Origin of the sequence: Streptomyces sp. x-19, assembly GCF_046549115.1 — a bacterium.
Classification (GTDB): domain Bacteria; phylum Actinomycetota; class Actinomycetes; order Streptomycetales; family Streptomycetaceae; genus Streptomyces; species Streptomyces albulus_C.
Window position 1 is genome coordinate 1 of sequence record NZ_JAJPWK010000042.1, and the last position, 24,632, is coordinate 24,632.

The window sequence follows — 24,632 nt, forward strand, 5'->3', positions numbered from 1 at the left end:
GTTCACTACGTTAGCGGAATTCCTCGGTGACGCCTAATCAGACGCCCGGAATGAATTTCGGCATGCGAAATTCGATCCCGTTGAGGAGCCGTGCAGTAGTGAGGTGCCGCGATGCGGCGGGATGGCTACCGCAGAACCGTTACGGCTCGTTGGCAACTCGGAGAACACTACGGATCGAGGAAGGGCGTGTCAAACCGGGTCAGTCGAGGTCGCTGAGGCGGCCGTCGGCGTCCGGCTGGGCGTCCTCCACGCGGCGCAGCAGGCGGGTCAGGGCGTCGCCGAGGATGCGGCGTTCGTCGCCGGAGAGGTCCTGGAGGAGCTCCTCCTCGAAGACCGAGGCCATGCGCATCGCCTCCAACCACTTCTCGCGGCCCTCGTGGGTCAGTTCGACGATGACGCGGACGCGGTTGTTCTCGTCGCGCTCGCGGGTGACCAGGCCGTCGCTCGCCATGCGGTCGATGCGGTGGGTCATGGCGGCCGGCGTGAGGCCGAGGCGCTTGGCGAGTTCGCCGGGGCCCAGGCGGTAGGGCGCACCGGAGACGACGAGGGCCTTGAGGACCTCCCATTCGGCGTTGCTCATGCCGAGGGTGGCGGTCTGGCGTCCGTAGGCGACGTTCATCCGCCGGTTGAGGCGCTGGAGTGCGGAGACGACCTTCTCCACCTGGGGGTCGAGGTCCTGGAACTCGCGCTGGTAGGCCGCGATCTGTTCCTCCAGGCTCGGCTCGGAGGCTCCGGCCGCCGCATCTGAGGGCTCTGACATGCGGCGCAGTATGACACGAAAGTCATTGGCGTTGAAGTTCTTCGTCATGTAGTCTTTAGCTTCGAACTTTAGAGTTGAAGTCTTGAGGGTGTGACTGTCCGGTCTCGGACGTCCGGGGCGTCCGGGGTGTTGTGGACGCCGCCTCGACTCGGCTCGGGGGGTTCCTGTCTCTTATTCGTCTTCTGTGACCTGACCTAGGTAGGTGAGTGTGACCACCGCGATGGGCGCTGCGCTGCGCCGGATCCAGCTGGGGAACGCGCTGAGCGCGTTCGGCAACGGCTTCACCGTCCCGTATCTGTACGTCTACGTGGCGGAGGTGCGGCATCTTGGTGCGAGTACGGCTGGTGCGGTGCTGGCGATGCTGGCGATCTCCGCGCTGGTCGTGCTGCCGCTGACCGGACGGGCCATCGACCGTCGGGGGCCGCTGCCGGTCGCCGTGGTCGGCACGGTGTCGGCCGCCGTCGGTTCGCTGGGCATCGGCCTGTCGTCGACGGAGCCGGCGGTCATCGCGTCGGCGGTGGCGCTGGGGGCCGGTATCGCGGTGATCCAGCCGGCGCTCGCCACGATGATCGTGTGGTGCTCGACGACGGCGACCCGGTCGCGGGCGTTCGCCACGCAGTTCTTCCTCAACAACCTGGGGCTGGGCATCGGCGGCCTGGTCGGTGGCCAGTTGGTGGACACGACGCACGCGTCGAGCTTCGTGCGGCTGTTCGCCATCGAGGCCGTGATGTTCCTGGTGCTGGGCGCGGCGATCGCGACCGTGCGGCTGCCGCGGGCACCCAAGGTGGAGGACGCGGTGCCGACCGAGGAGCGGGCCAAGGGCGCTTGGCGGACGATGTTCGGCGACCAGCGCATGGTGTGGCTGTGCGTGCTGGGCTTCGTGTTGTTCTTCGCCTGCTACGGGCAGTTCGAGTCGGGGCTCGCGGCGTACGCCACGGAGGTCACCCGGATCGCGCCGGCGACGCTGGGCATCGCGCTGGCGGCCAACACCGCGGCGATCGTGGTGGCGCAGTTCGTGGTGCTCAAGCTGGTCGAGCGTCGGCGTCGGAGCCGGGTGATGGCGCTGGTGGGCCTGATCTGGACGGTGGCGTGGATGGCCGCCGGGCTGTCCGGGCTGGTGCACGGGAGCCAGGTGGTGGCCACGGTGCTGTTGATCTCCACGTACGCGTTGTTCGGCATCGGCGAGTCGCTGCTGTCGCCGACGGTGTCGCCGCTGGTGGCGGATCTGGCGCCGGCGTCGCTGATCGGCCAGTACAACTCGGCGTTCGCGCTGGTCAAGCAGATGGCGCTGGCGGTCGGTCCGGCCGTGGGGGCGCTGATGGTCGGGCACGGGATGCACGTCGCGTACATCGCGATGCTGATCGCGTGCGCGGTCGGGATCTCGGTGCTGGCGCTGCGGCTGGGGCGGATGCTCAGCCCGGCCCAGGACCAGCCGCACCGTGCCGTGACCCTGCCCCCGCAGCGCGTGGAGGCCGAGCCGGTGGCCGCGGGCGTCTGAGGTCCGGTCCGGGGCGACGTCCGCTCTTGGGCGGCGCGTCGCCCCGCTCGTGCGGGTCCCGGCGCTAGCCCCGGGGCAGGGCGAACTCGCACCAGACCGCCTTGCCGCCGCCGGGCGTGCGGCGCGAGCCCCAGGAGGAGGCGATGGTGGCGATGATGGAGATGCCTCGGCCGGCCTCGTCGACGGGCTCGGCGCGCCGGCGGCGGGGCAGGTGGTCGTCGCCGTCGGTGACCTCGATGATCAGGCGTCGGTCGGTGCGGCGCAGGCGCAGCCGCATCGGCGGGGTGCCGTGCTGGAGGGAGTTGGCGACGAGTTCGCTGGCGGCCAGCACGCCGAGGTCGTGGAGTTCCGGGGAGAAGCGCCAGGAGGCGAGGACACCGGAGGCGAAGGCCCGGGCGCGGGGTGCCGCCTCGGTGCCGCCGTGGAGTTCCAGGGCGGCGTTGTGGAACAGCTCGGCGTCGTGTCCGGTGCGGACCGGGTTCTGGATGACGAGGATGGCGACGTCGTCGTCGTGGGCTGCGGTGATGCCCAGGGAGCGCAGCAGCCGGTCGCAGACGATGTCGGGGGCGCCGGTGGCGCCGGCGAAGGCGCGCTCCAGGGAGGCGACGCCGTCGTCGATGTCCTTGTCGCGGCGTTCGACGAGGCCGTCGGTATAGAGGACGGCGCTGCTGCCGGGGCCGAGCGGGACCGAGCCGGAGGAGTGCAGCCAGCCACCGGTGCCCAGCGGCGGGCCGGTGGGTTCGCCGGCGCGGCGGACGGCGCCGTCGGCGTCGCGGACGAGCATCGGCAGGTGGCCGGCCGAGGCGTAGACCAAGCGGCCCTCGTTGGGGTCGTGGACGGCGTAGACGCAGGTGGCGATCTGGCTGGCGTCGATCTCGGCGGCGAGGCCGTCGAGGAGTTGGAGGACCTCGTGGGGCGGGAGGTCCAGGCGGGCGTAGGCGCGGACGGCGGTGCGGAGCTGGCCCATGACGGCGGCGGCGCGCACGCCGCGGCCCATGACGTCGCCGATGACCAGGGCGGTGCGGCCGGCGCCGAGGGTGATGACGTCGTACCAGTCGCCGCCGACCGCGGCGTCCGTGCCGCCGGGTTGGTAGGTGGCGGCGACGATCAGGTCGTCGGGCTGTTCCAGTTCCTGGGGCAGGAGCGAGCGCTGGAGGGTGACCGCGGCGGCGCGCTGGCGAGCCTCGCTGGCGCGGAGCCGTTCGGCGGACTCGATCTGGTCGGTGACCTCGGCGCCGAAGACCAGGACGCCCTTGTGCGGGGCGACGCAGGCGACCTCCGGGTCGGGTGCCGGGCCGCTGGCGGCGACCTCGATGGGGGTGCAGGTGAAGGTGTAGTAGCCGTCGCGGGTGCGGTCGCCGGCGCCGGCCGGGACCTTGCGGGACTTCACGGTGCGCGGTTTGCCGCTGCGCAGGACCTGGTCCATCAGGGGCAGCAGGCCGAGTTCGGCGAGTTCGGGCAGGGCCTCGCGGGCGGTGCGGCCGGCCGGGCGGGGGCCGAAGACGCCGGCGTAGGCGCTGTTGACGTAGGCGAGGCGGTGCTCGGGGCCGTAGACGACGGCGACCAGGGCGGGGATGGTGCCGAGGATGTCGTGGACGGAGAGCGCGTCGACGGTGGGCGGCGCGGCGGGCGGGGCGTCTTCTCCGGTGGGGCCCTCGGCACGGGCGGCGGGGACGGTGCCGGGCTGGCCGGCCGGTGCGTCGCCGGCGGGTGCGGGCGCGGCGGAGTGTGCCGTGGGCCCCGAGGGCGGGGTGACGGGGCGGTCGGGCCGGGCGGCGGTGCGCCGCTGTGTGCCCGGGAACTTGGCGCTCCAGCGCGTGAAGATCACGGAGGGGTACCTCTTACTTCGCGTTGTCGCGCGGGGTCGGGCCATCGGCGTGGGGGAACGCCCCGTGGCATGGCGGGGAGCACGGTCGGCTTCCTCTAGCGGAATGCAGCAAACGTCCTGAATCCTCGTGATTGTCACTCTTCGCAGATACGAGCCCACCCATGGTCACACGTCCAGTGTGGCCGACCGGACGGTCATCCGTCAGACGCCGGGCGTCGGGGCGTAGTTGCCGGCGTTCGAGGGGGCCGGGCGCACCGGTCGGGCCGGGGGCCAACGTCCCTGGTGGAGCGGCCGGTCAGCTGGTTTCGTTGTGCCGGCCGGTGCCCGCGGCGAGTTCGAATTCGGCGCGCGGGTTCTCCAGTGAGCCGAGGGAGACGATCTCGCGCTTGAACAGGCCGGCGAGGATCCACTCGGCGAGGATCTTGGCCTTGCGGTTGAAGGTGGGCACCCGGCTGAGGTGGTAGGCGCGGTGCATGAACCACGCCGGGTAGCCCTTGAGCTTGCGGCCGTAGACGTGCGCGACGCCCTTGTGCAGGCCGAGCGAGGCCACCGAACCGACGTACTTGTGCGCGTAGTCGCGGACCTCGCCGCCGCGCAGGGTCGCGGTGATGTTCTCGGCGAGGACCTTGGCCTGGCGCACGGCGTGCTGGGCGTTCGGGGCGCACACGGCGCCCGGGGCGTCGGACGGTGGGGCCGTCAGGTCCGGGACGGCTGCGGCGTCCCCGGCGGACCAGGCGTGGTCCACGCCGTCCACCCGGAGCGCGGCGGTGCACCGGAGGCGGCCGTGGCCGGTCAGCGGCAGTTTGCTGGCGGCCACGATGGGGTGTGCTTTGACGCCGGCGGTCCACACCAGCGTCCTGCTGGGGAAGCGGGAGCCGTCGCTGAGCCGGACGATGCGCTTCTCGCAGGACTCCAGGCGGGTCTCCAGCCGGACGTCGATGTTGCGGGCGCGCAGTTCGCGGACGGTGTAGCGGCCCATGTCGGCGCCGACTTCGGGCAGGATCCGGCCGCTGGCCTCGACCAGGATCCATTTCATGTCCTCGGGCTGGACGTTGTGGTAGTAGCGGACGGCGTAGCGGGCCATGTCCTCCAGTTCGGCCAGGGCTTCCACGCCGGCGTAGCCGCCGCCGACGAAGACGAAGGTCAGTGCCGCGTCGCGGACCTCGGGGTCGCGGGTGGAGGAGGCGATGTCGAGCTGTTCGAGGACGTGGTTGCGCAGGCCGATGGCTTCCTCGACGGTCTTGAAGCCGATCCCGACGTCGGCCAGCCCGGGGACGGGGAGGGTGCGGGAGACCGATCCCGGGGCGAGGACCAGTTCGTCGTAGGGCAGCACGACGTCGGCGTCGCCGGCCTGCTCCGCGGCCAGCGTGGCGACGGTCGCCGTGCGCTCGGTGTGGTCGATGGCGGTGATCTCGCCGATGAGAACGGTGCAGTGCGGCAGGACCCGGCGCAGCGGGACGACGACGTGGCGCGGGGAGATGGAGCCGGCGGCGGCCTCGGGGAGGAACGGCTGGTAGGTCATGTACGGCTCGGGGTCGACCACGACGATCTCGACGGTGCCCCGGCGCAGCTCCTGCTTGAGCGTCCGTTGCAGGTGCAGGGCGGTGTACAGGCCCACGTAGCCACCGCCGACCACGAGAATGCGCGCCACGTCGTCCGAAGACTCAGTCTTCACAGAGGTTCTCCTCGCGGTGTCGACCAGGCCGGGGCGCCACCGAGCGGGTGGCCGGGCCGGCGGCGCGGCCACCTTCGGGCGCTGTGCCCCCGGAAAGCACAGCACTGTTCCATGACGCACTGCCGACACGCCTTTGTCCACAGGCAGGTCGAAAAGTATGTCCGGAACGAGTGGTGGTGCGGAGTGGGACATTCCGGCCGAGCGGTGCGAAGTACGCTGGTCAGGCGGAGATCGGCACCGGGTGAGGGGAAGGGTGAGCAGGGCGGATCGGGTCGATTAGGCCGATCGGGGGGCACGGTGTACGGAGGGCCCCTTCAATCTTGACGTGGGCTCAACTATGTTCGTATGTCGTCGGGGTGCACCCTTTCGTCGGGTCGCCCCGGCCGTCAGGGCGGGGAGTCTCCGGGGGGAGACGTCATTACCGGGGGATCACTTATGCACATTCAGGGCTCTCAATGGCCGACGGCGGTCGCGATGACCGCTGCTTCCGACGGCGTCAACGGCGCCACCGGCACGGGCGCGGTGACCAGCGCCAACGGCCGGAGCACACCACTGCGGGTGGACGCGCAGCGCAATCTGGAACACGTACTGCGGGCGGCCCGTGAGGTCTTCGGCGAGCTGGGCTACGGCGCGCCGATGGAGGACGTGGCGCGGCGCGCCCGGGTCGGCGTCGGTACGGTCTACCGCCGCTTCCCGAGCAAGGACGTGCTGGTCCGGCGGATAGCCGAGGAGGAGACCTCCCGGCTGACCGAGCAGGCACGGGCCGCACTGGGGCAGGAGGACGACCCGTGGTCGGCGCTGGCGCGGTTCCTGCGCACGTCGGTCGCCTCGGGGGCCGGACGGCTGCTGCCGCCGGGCATCCTGCGACTGGGTCCAAGCGAGGAGCTGGTGCCGGACGGCCCGGTCGACCCGCGGCTGCGGGAGGGCGGCACCGAGGCACGGGTGCCGTTGCAGCGGGTGGCGCCGGGCGAGGCGGAGGCGCCCCGGCCGGGCGCCGAGAGCGAGGAGACGCCCGGCGGGCAGGCGCTGCTGGAGGTCGTCGGACGGCTGGTGGAGCGGGCCCGGACGGCGGGTGCGCTGCGGCCGGACGTCACGGTCTCCGACGTGCTGCTGGTGATCGCCACGGGTGCGCCGGCACTGCCCGATCCGGGACAGCAGCAGGCAGCCTCGGCGCGACTGCTGGAGATCCTGCTGGAAGGGCTGCGGTCGCGCCCCTTGGCATGACCTGCGGTGGCCGGCTCCGCCGGGCCTTGGGTGGAGCCGGCGCCGAGGGCCCGGGTGGGCGCGGCGGGCCGGTGACGGTCCTGCGGGCGTGGGCGACCCAGTGGGCGGGCATGAGCCATACGGGTGAACGCCAGTGCGGTCGCCCCCGGATGAGTGGTTGCCCACCTGAGCCCTGAGGCTTGGGCCACGGGTGTGGCACGCTTGCGCGGAGTTGCGGTGTGACGGCGGGTTCGGGAGTCTCGGCGATGGGTGTTGACGGACGGGACGAGCGGCGCGGCGAGAGCGCGGGACGCCCGCCGGAGCAGGTGCCGGGACAGACCGGGCCGTTGGGGGCGACGCCGCCGGCCGGCGGCCTGGAGGGTGCCGGGCCCAGCGTGCCGGCGCAGCGTCGGCGCTCCCGAGGGGCGCAACCGCCGTCGGACGCCGCGGACGACACCGCGGCGACGGGTGCGGACACCCAGCCGGCCTCGTCCGACGCCGAGTTGGTCGCCGCGATGCGGGCCGGCGACGACAGCGCCTACGAGGAGCTGTACCGACGGCACGCCGAGGCGGTGCGCCGCTACGCCCGCAGCTGCTGCCGGGACGCCCACACCGCCGAGGACCTGACCGGTGAGGTCTTCGCGCGGACCCTGCAGGCGGTGCGGGGCGGGGCCGGGCCGGATTCGGCGGTGCGCGCCTATTTGCTGACGACCGTGCGGCGGGTCGCCGCGGCCTGGGCGAAGACCGCGCGGCGGGAGCAGTTGGTCGAGGACTTCGCGGTGTTCGCGGTGTCGGTGGCCGGCTCGTCGCGGGACGACGACACCCTGGATCTGGGCGCGGACGTGCGGGCGATGCACGAGGCCGAGCAGACGATGGCGGTGCAGGCGTTCCGCAGTCTGCCGGAGCGCTACCAGACGGTGTTGTGGCACACCACCATCGAGGACGAGTCGCCGAGCGAGGTCGCGCCGCTGCTCGGGCTGACCGCCAACGCCACCGCCGTGCTGGCGCACCGCGCCCGCGAAGGGCTCAAGCAGGCGTACCTGCAGGCGCACGTGAGCCAGTCGCTGACCTCGGGCGGCGACTGCGCGCGCTACGCCGACCGGCTCGGTGCGTACGCCCGCGGCGGGCTGCGGATGCGGGCCGAGCGGGGGCTGCGCAAGCACCTGGACGCGTGTGCCCGGTGCCGCGGGGCGGCGCTGGAGGTCGCGGACCTCAACCAGCGGATCGGGGCGGTGCTGCCGGTCGCGGTCATCGGCTGGTTCGCGGCCGGGTACGCCGTCAAGGGTGCCGTCGCGGTGGCCGGGGTCACCGGTGCCGGAGCGGCGGCGGGTGCCGGGGTGGCCGCGGCCGCCGCGGGGGCCGGTTCCGGTGCGGGGGCCGGTTCCGGTGCGGGCGCCTCGGGTGGTGCCGGCGGCACGACCGCGGGCGGGGGTCTGGCCGCGCCGGTGAAGGTCGGCGTAGGGGCCGGAGTGGTGGTCGTGGCGGGTGCGGCGCTGGCGTTCGCGCTGGCCGGCTCGCCGCAGCCGGATCCGCAGCCGCGGGCGCAACCGCAGCGGCCGGCGCCGACGGTGCCCGTCCCGCAGCCGTCGCACACCCCGCGCCCCCCGGTGAGTGCGCCGGGGGCGAAGCCGACCCCGCCTCCCCCGCCGAAGCCGACCCCGCCGCCGCCCCGGCCGACGCCGACCCCCTCACCGACCCCTACGCCCACGCCCACCCCGGCACCGCCCAAGCCGACGCCCACCCCCACGCCGACACCGACGCCCACCCCCACACCCACGCCGCCGGTCCCCCCGTCGACGCCCTATCAGGTCAACGCGCTGTCCTACGACTTCGCCGGTGACGGCACCGAGCCGGAGGTCCGGGCGCTCGACAGCAGTTGGATGTGGAAGCGAAAGCACCCCAGCATCGGCGGGACGGCCTACCCGCACGGGGTGAGCGTGCACGCCGCGTCGTCGGTGGTCATCGACCTCAACCGGCAGTGCACCGCCTACGACGCGGTGGCCGGCGTCGACGACCTCAGCCTGGGGCTGGGTGCGCTGCGCTTCTCCGTGTACGCGGACGGGGTCCGGCTGTGGCGGTCGGTGGTCGTGCACGGCGGGGAGCCGGCGGTGCCGGTGCACGTCCCGTTGACGGGCCGCAAGACGCTGCGCCTGGTGGTCGAGCCGGAGGGCGTGGGTGACCTGGTGGCGATGGGGGACTGGGCGCGGTCGCAGATCAGTTGCCGGTGAGGGCGGCGGGCCGGGGCGCCGGCGTGCGTCCCCGTTCCTCCGGCGCGTGGGGGTTCCGGCGCGCCGTAGGGCGCGCCGTTCCGCCGGGCGCAGCGGGCGACGGCCGTGCGCCGACCGGCCGCCCCGTACGGGAGGCCCCCGTTTCGTCGCGTGCCTCAGGAGCCGCCGGGCGGCTCAGGAAAGCCGGGCGCGCGGCACGCCGCCCGCCAGGGCCCGCTGTCGCGGTGCTTCGGCGCCCGTCCAGCAGGAGCCGCGGCGGGCCAGGAGCCGGCGCAACCACATTTCCGTGGAGACGAGTTCGGCCAGGCCGTCCAAGGGCAGCGGAGCGCCCTCGGCCGCGGTGCGGAGCGCCTTGCGGACCACCCGTGCCTCTATCAGGCCGGCGTCGGCGAGCAGGGGCGCGTCGAAGAGCTGGAGCAGCCAGTCGACCGTGACGCGCAGTCCGGCGCGGGCCGCGGCGGTGTGGGGGTGGTGCGCGGCGGCGCCCCAGCCGGCCGGCAGGTCCCGCACGCCGGCGCCGGCCAGGACGGAGCGCAGCACGGCCGCCCGGGCTCCGGGCTGTACCCGCAGGGTGTCCGGCAGGGCGCGGCAGGCGAGCACCACCTGGTTGTCGAGGAAGGGGGCGTGCAGGCGCTGGTTGCGGACCTCGGCGGCCTGCTCGAAGACCCGGTGGTCGGCGGCCTGGCGGGCCAGTGCGGCGCGGGCCCGCCGTTCGCCGGGGCGGCCGGCGGCCGGCGAACGGCGCGCCGCGTCCCCGAGCCGGACTGACACTTCGGCCAGCGCCTCCCCCGTGAGCCAGCGGGCCGCCGGCCCCGGGCGGCACCAGGCGAGCGCGGCCAGGGAGGCGTCCACCGCGCCGCCGGCCACCGGTTCGTCGGCGAACTGTCGCTCCATCAGGCGGCGGGCGGCCTCGGCGATCCCGGTGGCGTAGGGGGTGCGGGCGAGCTTGCGGGCGGCCCGGTAGACGGTGAACGGGACCAGGACGGAGTGCGCAGACGGGCCGTCGGCCCGGGCCAGTGCGGTGACCGGGCGCAGCAGGTGGCGCCGGCGGCGGTCCATCAGCAGGTCGGCGAGGCGGGCCGGGTGGGCGTCGAGGACGTGGCGGGCGCCGTTCCCGACGAAGTGGTCGGCGCCGCCGGACAGCAGGCGCCGGCGGTGCCGGCCGGCGAGGGTCAGCGAGGGGCCGGGCTCGTCCGTGAGCGGGAGGGCGTCCAGGCCGGTGAACGGGAGGGCCTCGTCGCCGGCCGCGACGACGACGTGGTGCAGCCGGGGGTTGTCGGCGATGCCGCGGGCGCGGTCCAGTTCCGCCTCGTGCTGGGCTCGGCTCCCGTGGGCGGCGAGGTCGTTGAAGGTGACGGCCAGCAGGCGCTCGCCGTGGCCGTTGATCCGTCCCGGCTGGCCGGGGAGGCCAGCGGCGAGGAGGGCGAGCGTGCCGGAGGCGCTGCCGCCGGAGAGGTCGGCGCCGATGCCGGGGGCCGGGCCGCCGCGCGCCGCGCGCCGTTCCGCGGGGCCCATGCCGGGCACCGGGCCGGGGTCGAGCCGGTCGAGCCCGTCCGGGTCGGGGGCGAAGCGGGGGGCCGCCAGCCGGGCCCGGACGGCCTCCACCAGGGCCTCGCGGACGCCGTCGACGGCTTGTTCCGGGGCGAGTTGGGGGGCGGCGACGGCCAGGGAGGCGGGCGGCTCGTAGGAGGCGATCTCGCTGCTGCCGGTGCGCAGCACCAGCGCGTGGCCGGGCGGGATCCGGCGGACGCCGTCGTACGGGGTGCCGGTGCCCAGCGCCTCGGGGGCGTCCGGGCAGGCCAGCAGGGCGGCGAGGTGGCCGACGTCGAGGCTGGCCTCGACGAGGTCGGCGAGCGGCAGGGCGGCGGTGGCGTACGCGGTCCCGCCGGCCCACCGGGTGTGGAAGACGGGGCGGGCGCCGGCCAGGTCCCCGGTGAGGGTGATCCGGCGTCCCACCTGGACGACGGCGGTGTAGCTGCCCGGCCAGGCCGTGAGGTGGCGCAGGGCGCCCCCGCGGGCGGCGAACAGGCCCACCCTCAGTTGGTCGTCGGTGGCGCCGCAGACCCCGAAGACGGCGAGCCGGGTCTCCGGGTCGGCCTGGACGACGCGCACCTCGTGGGGCCGCCAGTCGCCCACCGCCCAGAGGGGATCGGGGTCGCCCCACAGGAGTTGGGCTCCCACGGGCAGCAGCGACCGGCACTCCTTGTTGGTGGTCGCGGCACTGCTCCACCCCACCAGCCAGCGCATCGCCGCCTCCGCCCGCTTCCCCGTCCGCCGGGGTGGCCGGTGACCGCCCCGTACAGCCGGTCCCCCAGCTGTCGTGCGGTCCATGCTGCCATGGCGGTGGCCTGCGGGAGGCGCCCGAGGAGGCCCGGGTCGCGGTGGCGCGGCGGGCCGCCCTGCCCGGTGGTGCGGCGGTGGTGCGGCGCCCTCGGGGCGGGGCGGGGCGGGCGGCGACGGCCCCGGGTGGCCCCCCGTGTGGCCCCCGGGGCGGCCGACGGCGTGAAAGCATCACCCGTCGGTTTTCAGCCAAAGTCCTTATGGGGCAACCGAGTTGACGCCCGTGACGTCGCCCCGGACCCGGCACCGCCGTGGCGCGGCGGCCGGACGTCACCGGTCCCCGCGACGGTCCGGGAAGCGGGCTGCGCCTCCCGGACCGGACCGCCACCCGCGGGGAATGAGGTGGCGGTGTCCCCCAGCCCACTGGATCCAGTGCAGCGGGCCGACCCACGCAGAACTCATCGAAGCGCGGGGGCCGTTGAGGGGCCAGCGCGCACGGACGGGCGCATGGGCACACGTACCCGGAGCACATGCCAATTCCCGCACCCCCGTTTGAACACGAATCTCGCCATCCAAGACACCGACCCTTAACGGTAGGGATCCGGCGAACTACTCTGGGTGGACGCATGCCCCGGGGTACGGGGCGGCTGTCGCTGTGTCGAGGGGTGCGCATGTCCAGGGATACACGCGGGCCGAACGAAAAGCTCGGCACCGTTCTCGCCCTCGCGGGGATCAGCAATGCCGGACTGGCGCGCCGGGTCAACGACCTGGGTGCGCAGCGCGGCCTGACGCTTCGCTACGACAAGACGTCGGTGGCCCGCTGGGTCTCCAAGGGCATGGTGCCCCAGGGCGCCGCGCCCCATCTGATCGCGTCGGCGATCGGCAGCAAGCTCGGTCGCCCGGTGCCGCTGCACGAGATCGGGCTGGCCGATGCCGATCCGGCGCCCGAAGTGGGGCTGGCCTTCCCGCGCGACGTGGGCGCGGCGGTGCGCTCGGCGACCGAGCTGTACCGTCTCGATCTCGCCGGACGGCGCGGCAGCGGCGGCGGCATCTGGCAGAGCCTGGCCGGATCCTTCGCCGTCAGCGCGTACGCGACCCCCGCCTCGCGGTGGCTGATATCGCCGGCGGACAGTTCGGTGGCGCGGGAGGCGGCCGAGGCGCGGGACAGGGACGCCGCGGCCGCGGGCGACGCGGGGGCCCCGCAGCACGTCGGCCACAGCGACGTCACCAAGCTGCGCGAGGCGGCCGAGGACGCCCGGCGCTGGGACTCCAAGTACGGCGGCGGCGACTGGCGTTCGTCCATGGTGCCGGAGTGCCTCCGGGTGGACGCGGCACCGCTGCTGCTCGCCTCGTACAGCGACGAGGTGGGACGCGCGCTCTTCGGCGCGACGTCCGAACTCACCCGGCTCGCCGGCTGGATGGCCTTCGACACCGGCCAGCAGGAGGCCGCCCAGCGGTACTACATCCAGGCGCTGCGCCTGGCCCGGGCCGCCGCCGACGTCCCCCTGGGCGGGTACGTGCTGGCGTCGATGTCCCTCCAGGCGACCTACCGCGGGTTCGCCGACGAGGGCGTCGACCTGGCCCAGGCGGCCCTGGAGCGCAACCGCGGCCTGGCCACCGCCCGCACCATGAGCTTCTTCCGCCTGGTGGAGGCGCGGGCCCAGGCCAAGGCCGGGGAGGCGCGCGCCTGCGAGGTGGCGCTGAAGGCGTCCGAGGGCTGGCTGGAGCGCTCCCGCAGCGGCGATCCGGACCCGTCCTGGCTGGACTTCTACTCCTACGAGCGCTTCGCCGCCGACGCCGCCGAGTGCTACCGGGACCTGCGGCTGCCCCGCCAGGTGCGCCGCTTCACCGAGCAGGCGCTGTCCCGTCCGACGGAGGAGTTCGTCCGCTCGCACGGGCTGCGCCTCGTGGTGTCGGCCGTCGCCGAACTGGAGTCCGGCAATCTGGACGCGGCCTGCGCCGCCGGCACCCGTGCCGTCGAGGTGGCGGGCCGGATCTCCTCGGCCCGCACCACCGAGTACGTCCGTGACCTGCTGCACCGCCTGGAGCCGTACGGGGACGAGCCCCGCGTGGTCGAACTCCGCGAGCGGGCCCGGCCGTTGCTGGCGGCTCCGGCGTAGGGGCGGGGGCGGGGGCCGAACGGCGGGGCCGGCGGGAGGGCGCGGGTCCGGGTGGTGGCGGGCCGGTGCGGCGGCCGTCGGGGGTGCCCCGCCTCGGGTTCGTCGCCGCGGGTTCGTCACTGTGGGTTCGTCGCCGCAGGTCAGACAGGTCGGTGCGGATTCAGGTCAGTGCGGATTGTCGGTGCGGCGCGTCATGATGGACTACGTCGTCGGCGAGGACGCGCCGGCCCGCGGCGACGGGCGGGTCGGCGGTCATGCGGTTGGGGAGGTGCAGTGGCGGCGTACGACTGCGACGTGCTGGTGATCGGTGCCGGGATCGTGGGGCTCTCCACGGCCCGGGCCCTGACCCGCGCCGCGCCCGGCATGCGCGTCGTGGTGCTGGAGAAGGAGCCCGCTGCGGCCCGCCACCAGACCGGGCGCAACAGCGGCGTGATCCACAGCGGCATCTACTACCCACCGGGCTCGTTGAAGGCGCGCTTCGCCCTCCAGGGGGCGGCGGAAATGGTCAAGTTCTGCACCGCGCACGCCATCCCGCACGAGGTCACCGGCAAGCTGATCGTCGCCACCGAGCGCAGCGAGCTGCCGCGGCTGCACGGCCTGATCCAGCGCGGCCGCGAGCACGGCCTGCCGGTGCGGGAGCTGGGCCCGGCCCAGATCGCGGAGCACGAGCCCGAGGTGCGCGGGCTGGCCGCCATCCACGTGGGCACCACCGGCATCTGCGACTTCGGCGCGGTGGCCCGGCAGCTGGGCCGGCTCGCCGAGGAGGACGGCGCCCGCGTCGTGCTGGGCGAGGAGGTCACCGCCATCGGCCGCCGCCCGAGCCGGGTCGCGGTCCGCACCGCCGGCGGCACGGTCTACCGCGCCCGCGCGCTGGTCAACTGCGCCGGTCTGCACTGCGACCGGGTGGCGCGGCTGGCGGGCGACGACCCGGGCATGCGGATCGTCCCGTTCCGCGGTGAGTACTACACCCTCGCCCCGGAGCGCGCCGCCCTGGTCCGCGGCCTGGTCTACCCGGTCCCCGACCCGGCCTTCCCGTTCCTGGGCGTGCACCTGACCCGGGGCGTCGACGGCTCCGTCCACATCGGGCCGAACGCCGTGCCCGCGCTGGCCCGCGAGGGCTACGACTGGCGCACGGTCCGGCCCGCCGAGCTCGCCGGGACCCTCGCCTTCCCCGGTTCCTGGCGGATAGCCCGCCGTCACTGGCGCTACGGCGCGGGCGAGCTCCACCGCTCGCTGTCCCGCGGCGCCTTCACGGACGCGGTCCGCCGGCTGCTGCCCGACACCCGGGCGGAGGACCTGCTGCCGGCGCCGGCCGGGGTCCGCGCACAGGCCGTCCTCCCCGACGGCACCCTCGTCGACGACTTCCTCTTCGCCGAGTCCCCCGGCATGATCCACGTCCTCAACGCCCCGTCCCCGGCTGCCACCGCCTCCCTCCCGATCGGCCGGGAAGTGGCCCGGCGGGTGACCCGGCTGCTGGGCCTCCCGGCCCGGGAGGTGGGCGGCGAGGGCGCCGGGGAGTGAGGGCGCCGGTCGGCGGCGGGCCCGGGCCGGGCCCAGCGGGCCCGCGACGGCTGCCGCCCTCGCCGTGGACTGGCCCTGACCTGCGGTTCGACCGGTCGACGGGGTCCGGGCCCGGGCCGGCCCGGCGGCGACGGTCCCGGCCGCGGCGGCGTCGTCCGTAGAATCGGACGCACTGTGTCCGAGAACCCCGCCACCCCTGAGACCGCCGCCGCCGACGACGTGACGGCCGCGCACGCCCCGGTGACCGCCGCCCCGCCCGCACGCCCGCTCGGTGCCACCGCCGCCTCGGCCGCCGTGCCCCGGCGCGGTACGCCGATGTTCCCCGACGGGACGGGGCCGGCCGCCGACCCCGCCGGCTCGCACCACGAGCGGCGGATCCGCTCCTTCCAGCCCCGCCGCAGCCGCGTCACCGCCTCCCAGGCCGAGGCGCTGCGCCGACTGTGGCCGACGTGGGGCATGGACATCGACGGGCTCTCCCGCCTCGACCTCGACGCGTTCTTCGGCGGCCTGCCGGTCGTCCTGGAGATCGGCTTCGGGATGGGCGAGGCCACCGCGCAGATGGCCGCCGCCGACCCGGGCACCGGCATCCTCGGCTGCGACGTGCACACCCCCGGCCAGGGCAATCTGCTCCGTCTCGCGGAGCGCAACGGCCTGTCCAACGTCCGGGTGGCCAACGGTGACGCGATCATCCTGCTGCGGGAGATGCTGGCCCCCGGCTCCCTCGCCGGCCTGCGGGTGTACTTCCCGGACCCCTGGCCCAAGAAGCGGCACCACAAGCGCCGGCTGATCCAGCCCGAGTTCGTGGCGCTGGCCGCGACCCGGCTCGCGCCCGGCGCACTGGTGCACTGCGCGACCGACTGGGAGCCGTACGCCGAGCAGATGCTGGAGGTGCTCTCCGCCGAGCCGACGCTGGAGAACCTGCACTCCGGGTACGCGCCCCGGCCGGAGTTCCGGCCGCTGACCAGGTTCGAGGGACAGGGCCTCGACAAGGGGCACACCGTCCACGACCTGCTGTTCCGCCGCCGGGGCTGAGACCGCGGCCCCGGGGCGCCGGCCCGGCCCGCCCGCGGGCACCCCGGTCCGCGTGTTCCCGCCGCCCCGCCCTCGCTAGGGTCGATGGGTGTACCCGTCACCGCCGCCGCTGCCCGCGCACTCAGCCGGCCCGTCGTCGTACACGCCCGCCGAGGTGCCCGACGGGCCTCGGCGCCGGTCCGCGCCCTGGCGCAGCAAGACCGTCCGGGCCGTCGCGCTGGCCGCGCTGCTGGCCCTGTCCGGCGTGCTCATCCTCGGCATCGTGCGGCGGCAGACCGGCACCGAGGGGTTGCTGGTCGGTCTCGGGCTGGCGGTCTTCCCGGTGCCGCTGCTGATCGCGGCGTTCTGCTGGCTGGACCGGATCGAGCCCGAACCCTGGCGGAACCTCGCGTTCGCCTTCGCCTGGGGGGCGTGTGCCGCGACCTTGGTCGCGGTCCTGGCCAACGGCTTCGCCACGGACTGGTTGGCGAACAACATCGCCTCCGCCTCACCGACCGACGCCCAGGCGTGGGGCTCGACCGTCGTCGCCCCGATCGTCGAGGAGGTGATGAAGGCCGCCGCCATCGTGCTCCTCTACCGCTTCCGCCGCCGTGACTTCGACGGCATCACGGACGGCATCGTGATCGCCGGGATCACCGCCACCGGATTCGCCTTCACCGAGAACATCCTCTACCTGGGCAGCGCCTTCGGCGAGGACCGCTCCATGGGGCACACCGGCCTGGACTCGGTGACCGCCGGCACCTTCTTCGTGCGGATCGTGGTCTCCCCGTTCGCCCATCCGCTCTTCACGATCCTCACCGGGCTGGCCTTCGGGATAGCCGCTACCCGCTACCCGCGCCGCCGGGCCGCCCGCGCCGCGCTGGTCCTGCTCGGCCTGACCACGGCGGTCCTGCTGCACGGCGTGTGGAACGCCGCCTCCAGCCTCGGCGACGCCGGCTTCCTGACCGTCTACGGCGTGTGCATGGTGCCGGTGCTGCTGACCCTGACCTGGCTGGCGCTGTGGGCCCGCCGGCAGGAGTTGCTGTCCGTGCGCATCTACCTCGCCCCGTACACCGCCGCCGGGTGGCTCGCTCCGCCCGAGCCGACCGCGCTCGCCTCGCTGCGGACCCGCGCCCTGGCCCGCGACCTGGCCCGCCGGACCCACGGCCCGGCCGCCGCCCGCGCCGTCACCGCCTACACCACCCTGGCCACCGCCCTCTCCTTCCACCGCCGCCGCGCCCACCTGGCGGGCCCGTCCCCGGACTTCGCCGCGCGGGAGCGCGAACTGCTGGAGCTGCTGTGGCAGTACCGGACGTGGGCGGGGCCGGCGCTGCTCCAGGCGTGGGCGTGCGGCACCGGCGCACCCGGCCAGCGCGCCGGTGACCAGCGCTGATCGCCACGCCTGACGGTGCTTCCGGGCACCGCGCCGGCCGCGCGTAGGCTCGTGGGAGTTGTCCGTGAAAGGGAGGATTCTGCGATGGCTGGGATACCGACGAGTGTGGTGGCGGCCACCGGTCTGGTGGGCGGTTACGGCGTGGCCCGGTGGACCAAGAAGCGGCCGTTGGGCGGGGTGGCGCTGGCGGCGGCCGGTGCGGTGGCCGCCCGCGGCTGGCAGCAGAAGGCCGGCACGAAGGCGGCCGCGGCGCTGAGCGGCGCCTACGTGGCGGCGTTCGCGGGGTCGCACCCGCTGGCCAAGAAGATCGGGGCGTGGCCTTCGGTCTTCGCGGTGGCGGGCGGCGTCGCGCTGGCCTCGTGGGCGGTGGCGGACCGGCGCGGCTGACGGCCGGCCACGCCTGGTCGGCACGGCTGCGCCGGGTGCGGCGGACGGTGCGGGGCGCGGCTGGGTGCGCCCCGCACCGTGCGGTGTGCGGCGCCGTACCGGCCCGCCGCACCGCATCCGCCTCGCGTCAGGCCGACGCCTCCGTGAGGAGGGCCAGTTCGACGTCGGTGAGGCTGAGCTCGGTGACGGCCAGCAGGGCCGGGAGCTGCGCCAGGGTGCGGGCGCTGGCGATGGGCGCCGCCACGGTGGGCTGGGCGGCGAGCCAGGCGAGGGCGACGGTGGACGGCTCGGCGTCGTGGGCCGCGGCGACGGTGTCGAGGGCCTGCAGGACGCGGCGGCCGCGGTCGGTCTCCAGGTATTCGGCGGCCTTGCCGGCGCGGGCGCTGTCGACGCTGCTGCCGGGGCGGTACTTGCCGGTCAGGAAGCCGGAGGCGAGCGCGTAGTACGGGACGGCGGCCACGCCGTTGCGGGCGGCGACGTCGGCGAGTTCGCCCTCGTAGGTGTCGCGGGAGACCAGGTTGTAGTGCGGCTGGAGGGCCACGTAGCGGGCCACGCCCTCGCGGGCGGAGAAGTCCAGCGACTCCTGCAGGCGCCGCGCGGAGATGTTGGACGCGGCGATCTCCCGGACCTTGCCCGCGCGCACGAGGTCGTCGAGGGCGGTCAGGAACTCGCCCACCTCGACCGATTCGTCGTCGTAGTGGGTGTAGTAGAGGTCGATGTGGTCCGTGCGCAGCCGGGTCAGGGACAGGTCGACGGCGGTCTTGATGGTGGCGGCGGACAGGCCCTTGAGGTCGGGGTGGACACCGACCTTGGTGGCGATCACGACGTCGTCGCGGTTGCCGCGGGCGGCCAGCCAGTTGCCGAGGACGGTTTCGGACTCGCCGCCCTTGTTGCCCGGCACCCAGGCGGAGTAGACGTCGGCGGTGTCGATGAAGTTGCCGCCGCCGGCGACGTAGGCGTCGAGCACGGCGAAGGACTCGGCCTCGTCGGCGGTCCAGCCGAAGACGTTGCCTCCGAGGCAGAGCGGGGAGACGGACAGCGAACCGAGCGACTTGGGCGTGGGGGCGGAGCTCTGGGCGTGTGTCACGGTCATGCTCCGTGCCAACGCCCGGGTACGCGGAGTTGTTCCCTCCGCACCCGCCCGACCGCGGGGAGTCGTTCCCCCGCGGCCGGGCGGCCGGCTCCGGCTCCGTGCGCCCGTCAGACCGTGACCCCGCGGTCGCGCAACCAGGGCAGCGGGTCCGTCGGGGCGCCGGCGTCCGGGCGGACCTCCAGGTGGAGGTGGGGCGTGGTGGCGTTCCCGGTGGCGCCGACCCGGCCGATGACGTCGCCCGCGTGCACCCGCCCCGTCGTCTTGACCATCGAGGACAGGTGGCAGAACCAGAGCTGCGTGCCGTCGTCGAGGGTGAGGACGATGCGGTAGCCGTAGCCGCCGGCCCAGCCCGCCTGGGTGAGGGTGCCGTCGTGCACCGCCCTGACCAGCGTGCCGGTCGGGGCCGCGAAGTCCTGTCCGGTGTGGTCCGCGGCCCAACGGTCGCCGGCCTGCCCGAAGCCGGTGGTGAGGGTGTACGAGGAGACCGGGGCGACGGCGGTCCCCGCCCCGTCGGCGGGCCGGTCGTCCGACGCCGCCGGGCGGGCCCGCGACGCGGGCGCAGCCGGCTCGGCCGCCGCCTCGGGTGCCGTTCCGGATGCCGCGTCGGGCGCTGCTTCGTCCGCCGGGCCGGCGTCCGGTCCGGCGTCCGCATCGCTGCCGGTCTCGGCCTCCGCGGCCCCCGGTCGGCCGTCGGCCTGCTGGAGGATGCGGTGGCGCAGCGCCTCGGCCGGCCCCGCGCCCGGTGCGCCGCCCGCGGTGGCGTCGTCGCCCTGCGGACGGGACGCGGCGGGGCCGACCGCGGGGGCGGAGGCCGTCGTTGCGGAGTCCGTGCCGGCGGGCGTCGCGACGGGCGCGGCACCGGCGTCGGCCGTGCGGGGGCCGGCGTCCTGGAGGGCCCCGGTGGCGTCGTCGACCACGCCACCGGGGTCCGGCACCGATATCGGCACCGGCGGCCGGTCCTCGGCCGCGGCCACCCCGCTCGCGCCGACCGCCGCGATCACGCCGACGCCCAGCACCGTGCCGCCGCGCGCCAGCCCGCCGCTGCGCTGCTTGGCCACCCGGTGCTTGCCGCGGACCGGGCGGGCCGATGCGTCGCCGGCGTCCGACTCGTCGGCCGGCGGCCATCCGTCGCCGGCGTCCGCACCGGCGGGGCCGGCCGACGGCTCGGCGCCGCCCGGCGCGCCCTGGGGCGAAGGCTCCGGCGTCAGCAGGTCGTGGGAGAACACCTCACCGGGGGACCGCTGCCCCGGAAACTGGCCGTACGGCGAGGGGTCTTGGGGCGCTCCAGCGGGAGCTCCGCCGTCGGTCGGGCCATCGACAGCGGCGAATGCGCTGACGTCGTCGGGGCCGCTCACGGCAGTGGGGGCGGGAACGCCGGCGGGGTCACCGACGGTCGTGGGAACGGTGAAGCCGGCGGGGCCGCCGAAGCCGACCGGGCCACCGAAGTCGGCGGGACCACCGAGGCCGTACGCGGACGGAGCATGGGGGGCGGGCCTGTTGGACGCCACGGGGGCGCACTCCTTTCCTTCCTTCTCGCCTACCGGGTTAGCTGACGGGTTCGGAGCAGGAAGGTCTCCTACCGGCACCCCCTGGCGAGAGGCGCCCGATTCACCCCAAGGTGGTGGTTCCCCGGTTCCCTCTACTCAATTCCCTGCAATTCCAGGCGGATCCGACAGGACCCCCGGAACCGGCCGATCCGGGCGACCCGACTCGGGTCGAGGACGGGGGTCGCGCCGTGCGGAAAGCTGGCTCGGGCGGGTGGCTCAAGGGTCGTTCTGGAGGTGCGGGAACAGCGCGTGCAGGATTCGGCGTCGGCGCGCGGTGCCGCCATTGGCGACGGCTGGGACGACCGCGCTCCGTTATCGGACAGTAATAGAGACGGTGCGGGAAATCCAAGCGTTCCCACGAATCCGCGGGGGTTCCGCAAGCCCCCCGAAGAAGCTCTGGCGTGGACTTTTGCCCCCAGTCTGACCGCAAACAGGGCGAGTTGGCGCGGCATCGCCAAACGATCTCGCGGCGATTGTGCACCAGTCGTTATGCGGAGGGACGCCCCGCAGTTACGGAACGTGAGGGCGGTAACGTCGCCTCATGGTCGTCAACGTCGCGAACACCGGAAGCACCGTCAACACCCCACGGGACGTGGCGGTTCGGTACCGGGAGTTCTCCTGGCACGAGGCGCGGGGCCGGTCCGACGCGCACGAGGAACTCTCCGCCCGGATCGGCCAGGACGACGAGATCTGCGAACTGCTGGCCCGTTCGCTGCCCTCGGGGAACAAGCAGCAGCCGAACCTGCTGCTCGCCGCGGTGCGCTACCTGGACGGCCCGCACGCCGAGTCGGGGCCGCGCGGCGAGGCGGCGTACGGGCGGTGGCGCGAGTGGACGGTCCGGCACTGGGACGAGGTCCGCGCGGTGATCATGCGGCGCGCGACCCAGACCAACGAGCCGGCCCGCTGCGCCGCGTTACTGCCGCTGCTGGCCCGTCTGCCGCAGCCGCTGGCCCTCCTGGAGGTCGGGACGTCGGCGGGGCTGTGCCTGCACCCCGACCGGTACCGCTACCGGTACGTCCCCGACGGACCTCCCAGCCCCCACGGGGAGCCGGTCGAGGCCGGCGCCCCGGACGGCCCGGTCGCCTTCACCTGCCGCACCAGTGGGGTCGCGCCCTGGGACGACGGCGCGACGGTGCCGCCCGGCGCGCGGCCCGAGGTCGTCTGGCGCGGTGGCATCGACCTGGAACCGCTCGACCCGGTCGGGTCGCCGGACGACCTGCGTTGGCTGCACGCCCTGGTGTGGCCCGGCGACGAGGCCCGGTCGGCACGGCTCACGGCGGCCGTCGAGGCGGTCCGGGCGTCGCCGCGGCCCACGGTGGTGCGCGGCGACCTGATCGACGAACTGCCGGCGCTGGCCGCCCGGGTACCGGCCGGGGCGACGCTCGTCGTCTTCCACAGCGCGGTGCTGCACTACCTCCCGCCGGCCCGGCGCGAGGAGTTCGCCGGGCTCGTCCGGTCGGTGCTGGCCGAACGGGACGGCCCGGGTCACTGGATCTCCCAGGAGCACCACGGCGTGCTGCCGTGGATCACCGCGCCGGAGCACCGGTCCCTCGGGCCGGGGGACCCGATGTCGCTGACCCTCGCCCTGGACGAGCGCCCGGTGGCCCTGACGGGGCCGCACGGCCAGAGCGTGCACTGGTTGCGTCCGCCGCTGCCGTAACCCGGCCACCCCGCCCGTTCACCGACGCCCCGCGCTACGCCTCCAGGGGCCGCTGGACCGCCAACAGGGCCATGTCGTCGGCGGGGCCCCCGCCGGTGTGCCGGGCGACGTCCTCGACCACCACGTCCAACAGGTCCCCGGGGCCGCTGAATTGGCTGCCGCGCAACCGGGCGCACGGGTCGTAGAACCGCCCGGCCCGGTCGCGGGCCTCGGTCACCCCGTCGGTGAACAGCAGCAGCAGCGCCCCGGCGGGGAAGAACGTCTCGTCCGCGCGGTCGGGCCACCCGGCCACGTCGCCCAGTCCCAGCGGCAGCGCCGCCGTGTGCGGGGGCAGCTCCCGTAGGCCGCCGTCCGGGGTGAGCAGCAGGGGGGACGGGTGGCCGCGGTTGAGGATGCGCAGCACGGACTGGTTCCCGGCGGGGACCTCCGCCAGGACGGCCGTGGTGAAGCCCTCGTCCTGGTCGAGGCCGGCGCGGCGCCCGCCCTCCCGTTCGATCGCCCGTTCCAGCCGGCTCGCCACCGCCTCCAAGGTGGCCTCCTGCTCCGCCGCCTCGCGGAAGGCCCCGACCACGACGACCGCGGCCTCGACGGCCTCCAGCCCCTTGCCCCGGACGTCGCCGACGATCATCCGCACGCCGTGCGGGGTGTCCTGGATGGCGTGCAGGTCACCGCCGATGCGGGCACCGGCCCGGGCACCCACGTAGCGGGCGGCGACCGCCAGGCCGGCGAGGGTGTCGGGGGGCGCCGGCAGCACGGCCCGTTGGGCGGCCTCGGAGACGTCGCGCACGGAGGCGAGCCGGGCGTCGCTGCGCCGGACGACCCGGTTGATGCCGAGCGCCATCAGGGCCACCACGACGACCGTGATCGCCTCGGTGGCGGACTGGTAGTAGTCCTCGGCCCCGTGGTACGTGGCGAGCAGGACCTCGGTGACGACGGCGGCCAGGGCGGTGCCGGCGGTGGCCCGCAGGGAGTACAGCGGGGCGGCGACCAAGGGGGCGGCGGAGAGGAACGGGGCCGCGGTGTACTGGGGCGGCGTCACGAGGTCGAAGAGCACGCCGCCGCCGATGAGGACGGCGGGGAGCCAGCGCGCCAACGGCCGCCCCCACGAGGACATCTGGTTGCGGCGCGCCCGCCGTTCCTCGTCGGCCGTGCGGTTCCCGCCGCCTCGCACCATCCGCACCGGCCTCTTCCCAGTCCGCCCGCCCGGTGGCGCCCGGTGCGGGTCACGGCACCGCCGTGCTCCGCCCGCACGCCCCGGTCCGACTCCGGATCCGTCCGCGCCCCGGTCCGCCCGGCCGCGCACCCGCCGGGTCCCAGCGCAGCGCCGTTGCCGGGTACGTGGCACGCGCCTGCCAGCCACGCGCCACGCCCGCCGGGTGCGTCCTGACCGCACGCGATCCCCGAGGCACTGCCGGTTCAAGGCTTGCCGGCACCGCGCCGCCCGGCGAGTCCTCCTGCGCCGAACGGGGTAGGAACGGGCCGGGGCCGACCCGCCCCCCAAGGGTCCTCCCCACCGGGTTCCGGCACCGCCCCGGGAGCACCCCGCACGCACAACGAGCGGCGCCCCGACCGTCGTACCGGTCGGGGCGCCACTCTCCGTCGGAGCACCGCATGCTCCACCTGGTGGGCCATCAGGGGCTCGAACCCTGAACCAATGGATTAAAAGTCCTGGTGGGACCGTGATGACCGGTCCCACCAGGACTCCAGCAGTCCTTTTTTCCCAGTCGGTGCAGGTGTGTCATGGTGGGCGATCCGGTGCGGATCGCACTGTGCCACGACGTCCGCTCACGCACCGCTCACGCATGGGGTGCTGACTCCGTGGCCTGGTGGGGCTGGATGCCGCAGCCGGAGAGGGGGGTGGGAGACCCAATGCGACCGGCGCAGGCCACGGAGGGAAATGCGACTCTCGCCGCCGATCGCCAGCGTGGTCGCTGCCTCCCGTAGATCTCGGTGGTCACTTGCCGGCCCCTGCGTCGATCTCGGCGATCAGGTCCTCGATGCGGGTCTTGATCTCGTCGCGGATCGGGCGGACGGCCTCGACGCCCTGGCCGGCCGGGTCCTCCAGGGCCCAGTCGAGGTACTTCTTGCCGGGGAAGATCGGGCAGGCGTCGCCGCAGCCCATGGTGATGACGTAGTCGGACGCCTGGACGGCCTCGGCCGTCAGGACCTTGGGCTGCTGGTCGGCGATGTCGATACCGACCTCCTCCATCGCCTCGACGGCGGCCGGGTTGACCTGGTCGGCGGGTAGCGAGCCGGCGGAGCGGACCTCGATGCGGTCGCCTGCGAGGTGGGCGAGGAATCCGGCGGCCATCTGCGAGCGGCCGGCGTTGTGGACGCAGACGAAGAGCACGGAGGCGAGCGGCGCGGAGGGCATGAGTTCTTCCTTCACGAAGCGGATGGTGCGGACGGGAGGCCAGTGGCCTGGCAG

At 74.8% G+C, this 24,632-nt stretch carries 17 protein-coding genes and 1 riboswitch; of the genes, 9 read left to right on the forward strand and 8 right to left on the reverse strand.

Going from position 1 to position 24,632, the window contains the following annotated elements; all coding sequences use genetic code 11:
* Positions 1–199: 199 nt before the first annotated feature.
* Entirely contained in the window at positions 200–760 is a 561-nt protein-coding gene (locus ACLJT4_RS40160) for a MarR family winged helix-turn-helix transcriptional regulator (protein ID WP_411130004.1), read from the reverse strand.
* Between the two features lie 208 nt (positions 761–968).
* On the opposite strand from ACLJT4_RS40160, the gene ACLJT4_RS40165 reads away from it, so the two are divergent.
* Positions 969–2,258 (forward strand): MFS transporter, encoded by a 1,290-nt coding sequence (locus ACLJT4_RS40165; RefSeq protein ID WP_411130026.1) that lies wholly within the window; start codon positions 969–971, stop codon positions 2,256–2,258.
* A gap of 64 nt (positions 2,259–2,322) precedes the next feature.
* Here ACLJT4_RS40165 and ACLJT4_RS40170 read toward each other — a convergent pair whose 3' ends face one another.
* Both ACLJT4_RS40170 and ACLJT4_RS40175 read right to left on the reverse strand, forming a co-directional pair.
* A complete protein-coding gene (locus tag ACLJT4_RS40170; RefSeq protein WP_411130005.1) occupies positions 2,323–4,086 on the reverse strand; it encodes a SpoIIE family protein phosphatase in 1,764 nt (587 codons plus the stop codon).
* A gap of 295 nt (positions 4,087–4,381) precedes the next feature.
* Positions 4,382–5,761 carry an NAD(P)/FAD-dependent oxidoreductase gene (locus ACLJT4_RS40175; protein WP_411130006.1) on the reverse strand — a complete coding sequence of 460 codons (1,380 nt, stop codon included), beginning with the start codon at positions 5,759–5,761 and terminating at the stop codon, positions 4,382–4,384.
* Between the two features lie 474 nt (positions 5,762–6,235).
* Between ACLJT4_RS40175 and ACLJT4_RS40180 the strand changes: the two genes are divergently transcribed.
* Positions 6,236–6,985 (forward strand): TetR/AcrR family transcriptional regulator, encoded by a 750-nt coding sequence (locus ACLJT4_RS40180; protein ID WP_411130007.1) that lies wholly within the window; start codon positions 6,236–6,238, stop codon positions 6,983–6,985.
* Between the two features lie 245 nt (positions 6,986–7,230).
* A complete protein-coding gene (locus ACLJT4_RS40185) occupies positions 7,231–9,192 on the forward strand; it encodes a sigma-70 family RNA polymerase sigma factor (protein ID WP_411130008.1) in 1,962 nt (653 codons plus the stop codon).
* A gap of 174 nt (positions 9,193–9,366) precedes the next feature.
* Here the strand turns inward: ACLJT4_RS40185 and ACLJT4_RS40190 are convergent, their stop codons facing one another.
* A complete protein-coding gene (locus ACLJT4_RS40190; protein WP_411130009.1) occupies positions 9,367–11,439 on the reverse strand; it encodes an asparagine synthase-related protein in 2,073 nt (690 codons plus the stop codon).
* 704 nt (positions 11,440–12,143) lie between these two features.
* Here ACLJT4_RS40190 and ACLJT4_RS40195 point away from each other — a divergent pair.
* From ACLJT4_RS40195 to ACLJT4_RS40215, 5 genes are all read left to right on the forward strand, one after another.
* A complete protein-coding gene (locus tag ACLJT4_RS40195) occupies positions 12,144–13,592 on the forward strand; it encodes an MFS transporter (RefSeq protein ID WP_233660402.1) in 1,449 nt (482 codons plus the stop codon).
* A gap of 273 nt (positions 13,593–13,865) precedes the next feature.
* A complete protein-coding gene (gene lhgO / locus ACLJT4_RS40200; RefSeq protein WP_411130010.1) occupies positions 13,866–15,113 on the forward strand; it encodes an L-2-hydroxyglutarate oxidase in 1,248 nt (415 codons plus the stop codon).
* Positions 15,114–15,287: 174 nt separating this feature from the next.
* A complete protein-coding gene (trmB, locus tag ACLJT4_RS40205; RefSeq protein WP_411130011.1) occupies positions 15,288–16,145 on the forward strand; it encodes a tRNA (guanosine(46)-N7)-methyltransferase TrmB in 858 nt (285 codons plus the stop codon).
* 88 nt (positions 16,146–16,233) lie between these two features.
* Positions 16,234–17,517: a PrsW family intramembrane metalloprotease gene (locus ACLJT4_RS40210; protein ID WP_411130012.1), complete on the forward strand. Its 1,284-nt coding sequence runs from the start codon at positions 16,234–16,236 to the stop codon at positions 17,515–17,517.
* 84 nt (positions 17,518–17,601) lie between these two features.
* On the forward strand, positions 17,602–17,904 hold the full coding sequence (locus tag ACLJT4_RS40215; protein WP_026247493.1) for a hypothetical protein: 303 nt from the start codon (positions 17,602–17,604) through the stop codon (positions 17,902–17,904).
* A 127-nt stretch (positions 17,905–18,031) separates the two neighbouring features.
* Here ACLJT4_RS40215 and ACLJT4_RS40220 read toward each other — a convergent pair whose 3' ends face one another.
* Entirely contained in the window at positions 18,032–18,997 is a 966-nt protein-coding gene (locus ACLJT4_RS40220; protein WP_411130013.1) for an aldo/keto reductase, read from the reverse strand.
* Positions 18,998–19,104: 107 nt separating this feature from the next.
* The gene (locus ACLJT4_RS40225; protein ID WP_411130014.1) at positions 19,105–20,505 is read right to left on the reverse strand and encodes a peptidoglycan DD-metalloendopeptidase family protein; all 1,401 of its coding nucleotides are present in this window, start codon (positions 20,503–20,505) and stop codon (positions 19,105–19,107) included.
* A gap of 11 nt (positions 20,506–20,516) precedes the next feature.
* Positions 20,517–20,673, reverse strand: a riboswitch (cyclic di-AMP (ydaO/yuaA leader).
* Between the two features lie 412 nt (positions 20,674–21,085).
* Here ACLJT4_RS40225 and ACLJT4_RS40230 point away from each other — a divergent pair.
* On the forward strand, positions 21,086–22,204 hold the full coding sequence (locus ACLJT4_RS40230) for a DUF2332 domain-containing protein (protein WP_411130015.1): 1,119 nt from the start codon (positions 21,086–21,088) through the stop codon (positions 22,202–22,204).
* A gap of 34 nt (positions 22,205–22,238) precedes the next feature.
* Here ACLJT4_RS40230 and ACLJT4_RS40235 read toward each other — a convergent pair whose 3' ends face one another.
* On the reverse strand, positions 22,239–23,378 hold the full coding sequence (locus tag ACLJT4_RS40235) for a PP2C family protein-serine/threonine phosphatase (protein ID WP_411130016.1): 1,140 nt from the start codon (positions 23,376–23,378) through the stop codon (positions 22,239–22,241).
* 780 nt (positions 23,379–24,158) lie between these two features.
* On the reverse strand, positions 24,159–24,578 hold the full coding sequence (locus ACLJT4_RS40240; RefSeq protein WP_411130027.1) for an arsenate reductase ArsC: 420 nt from the start codon (positions 24,576–24,578) through the stop codon (positions 24,159–24,161).
* Positions 24,579–24,632: the final 54 nt, after the last annotated feature.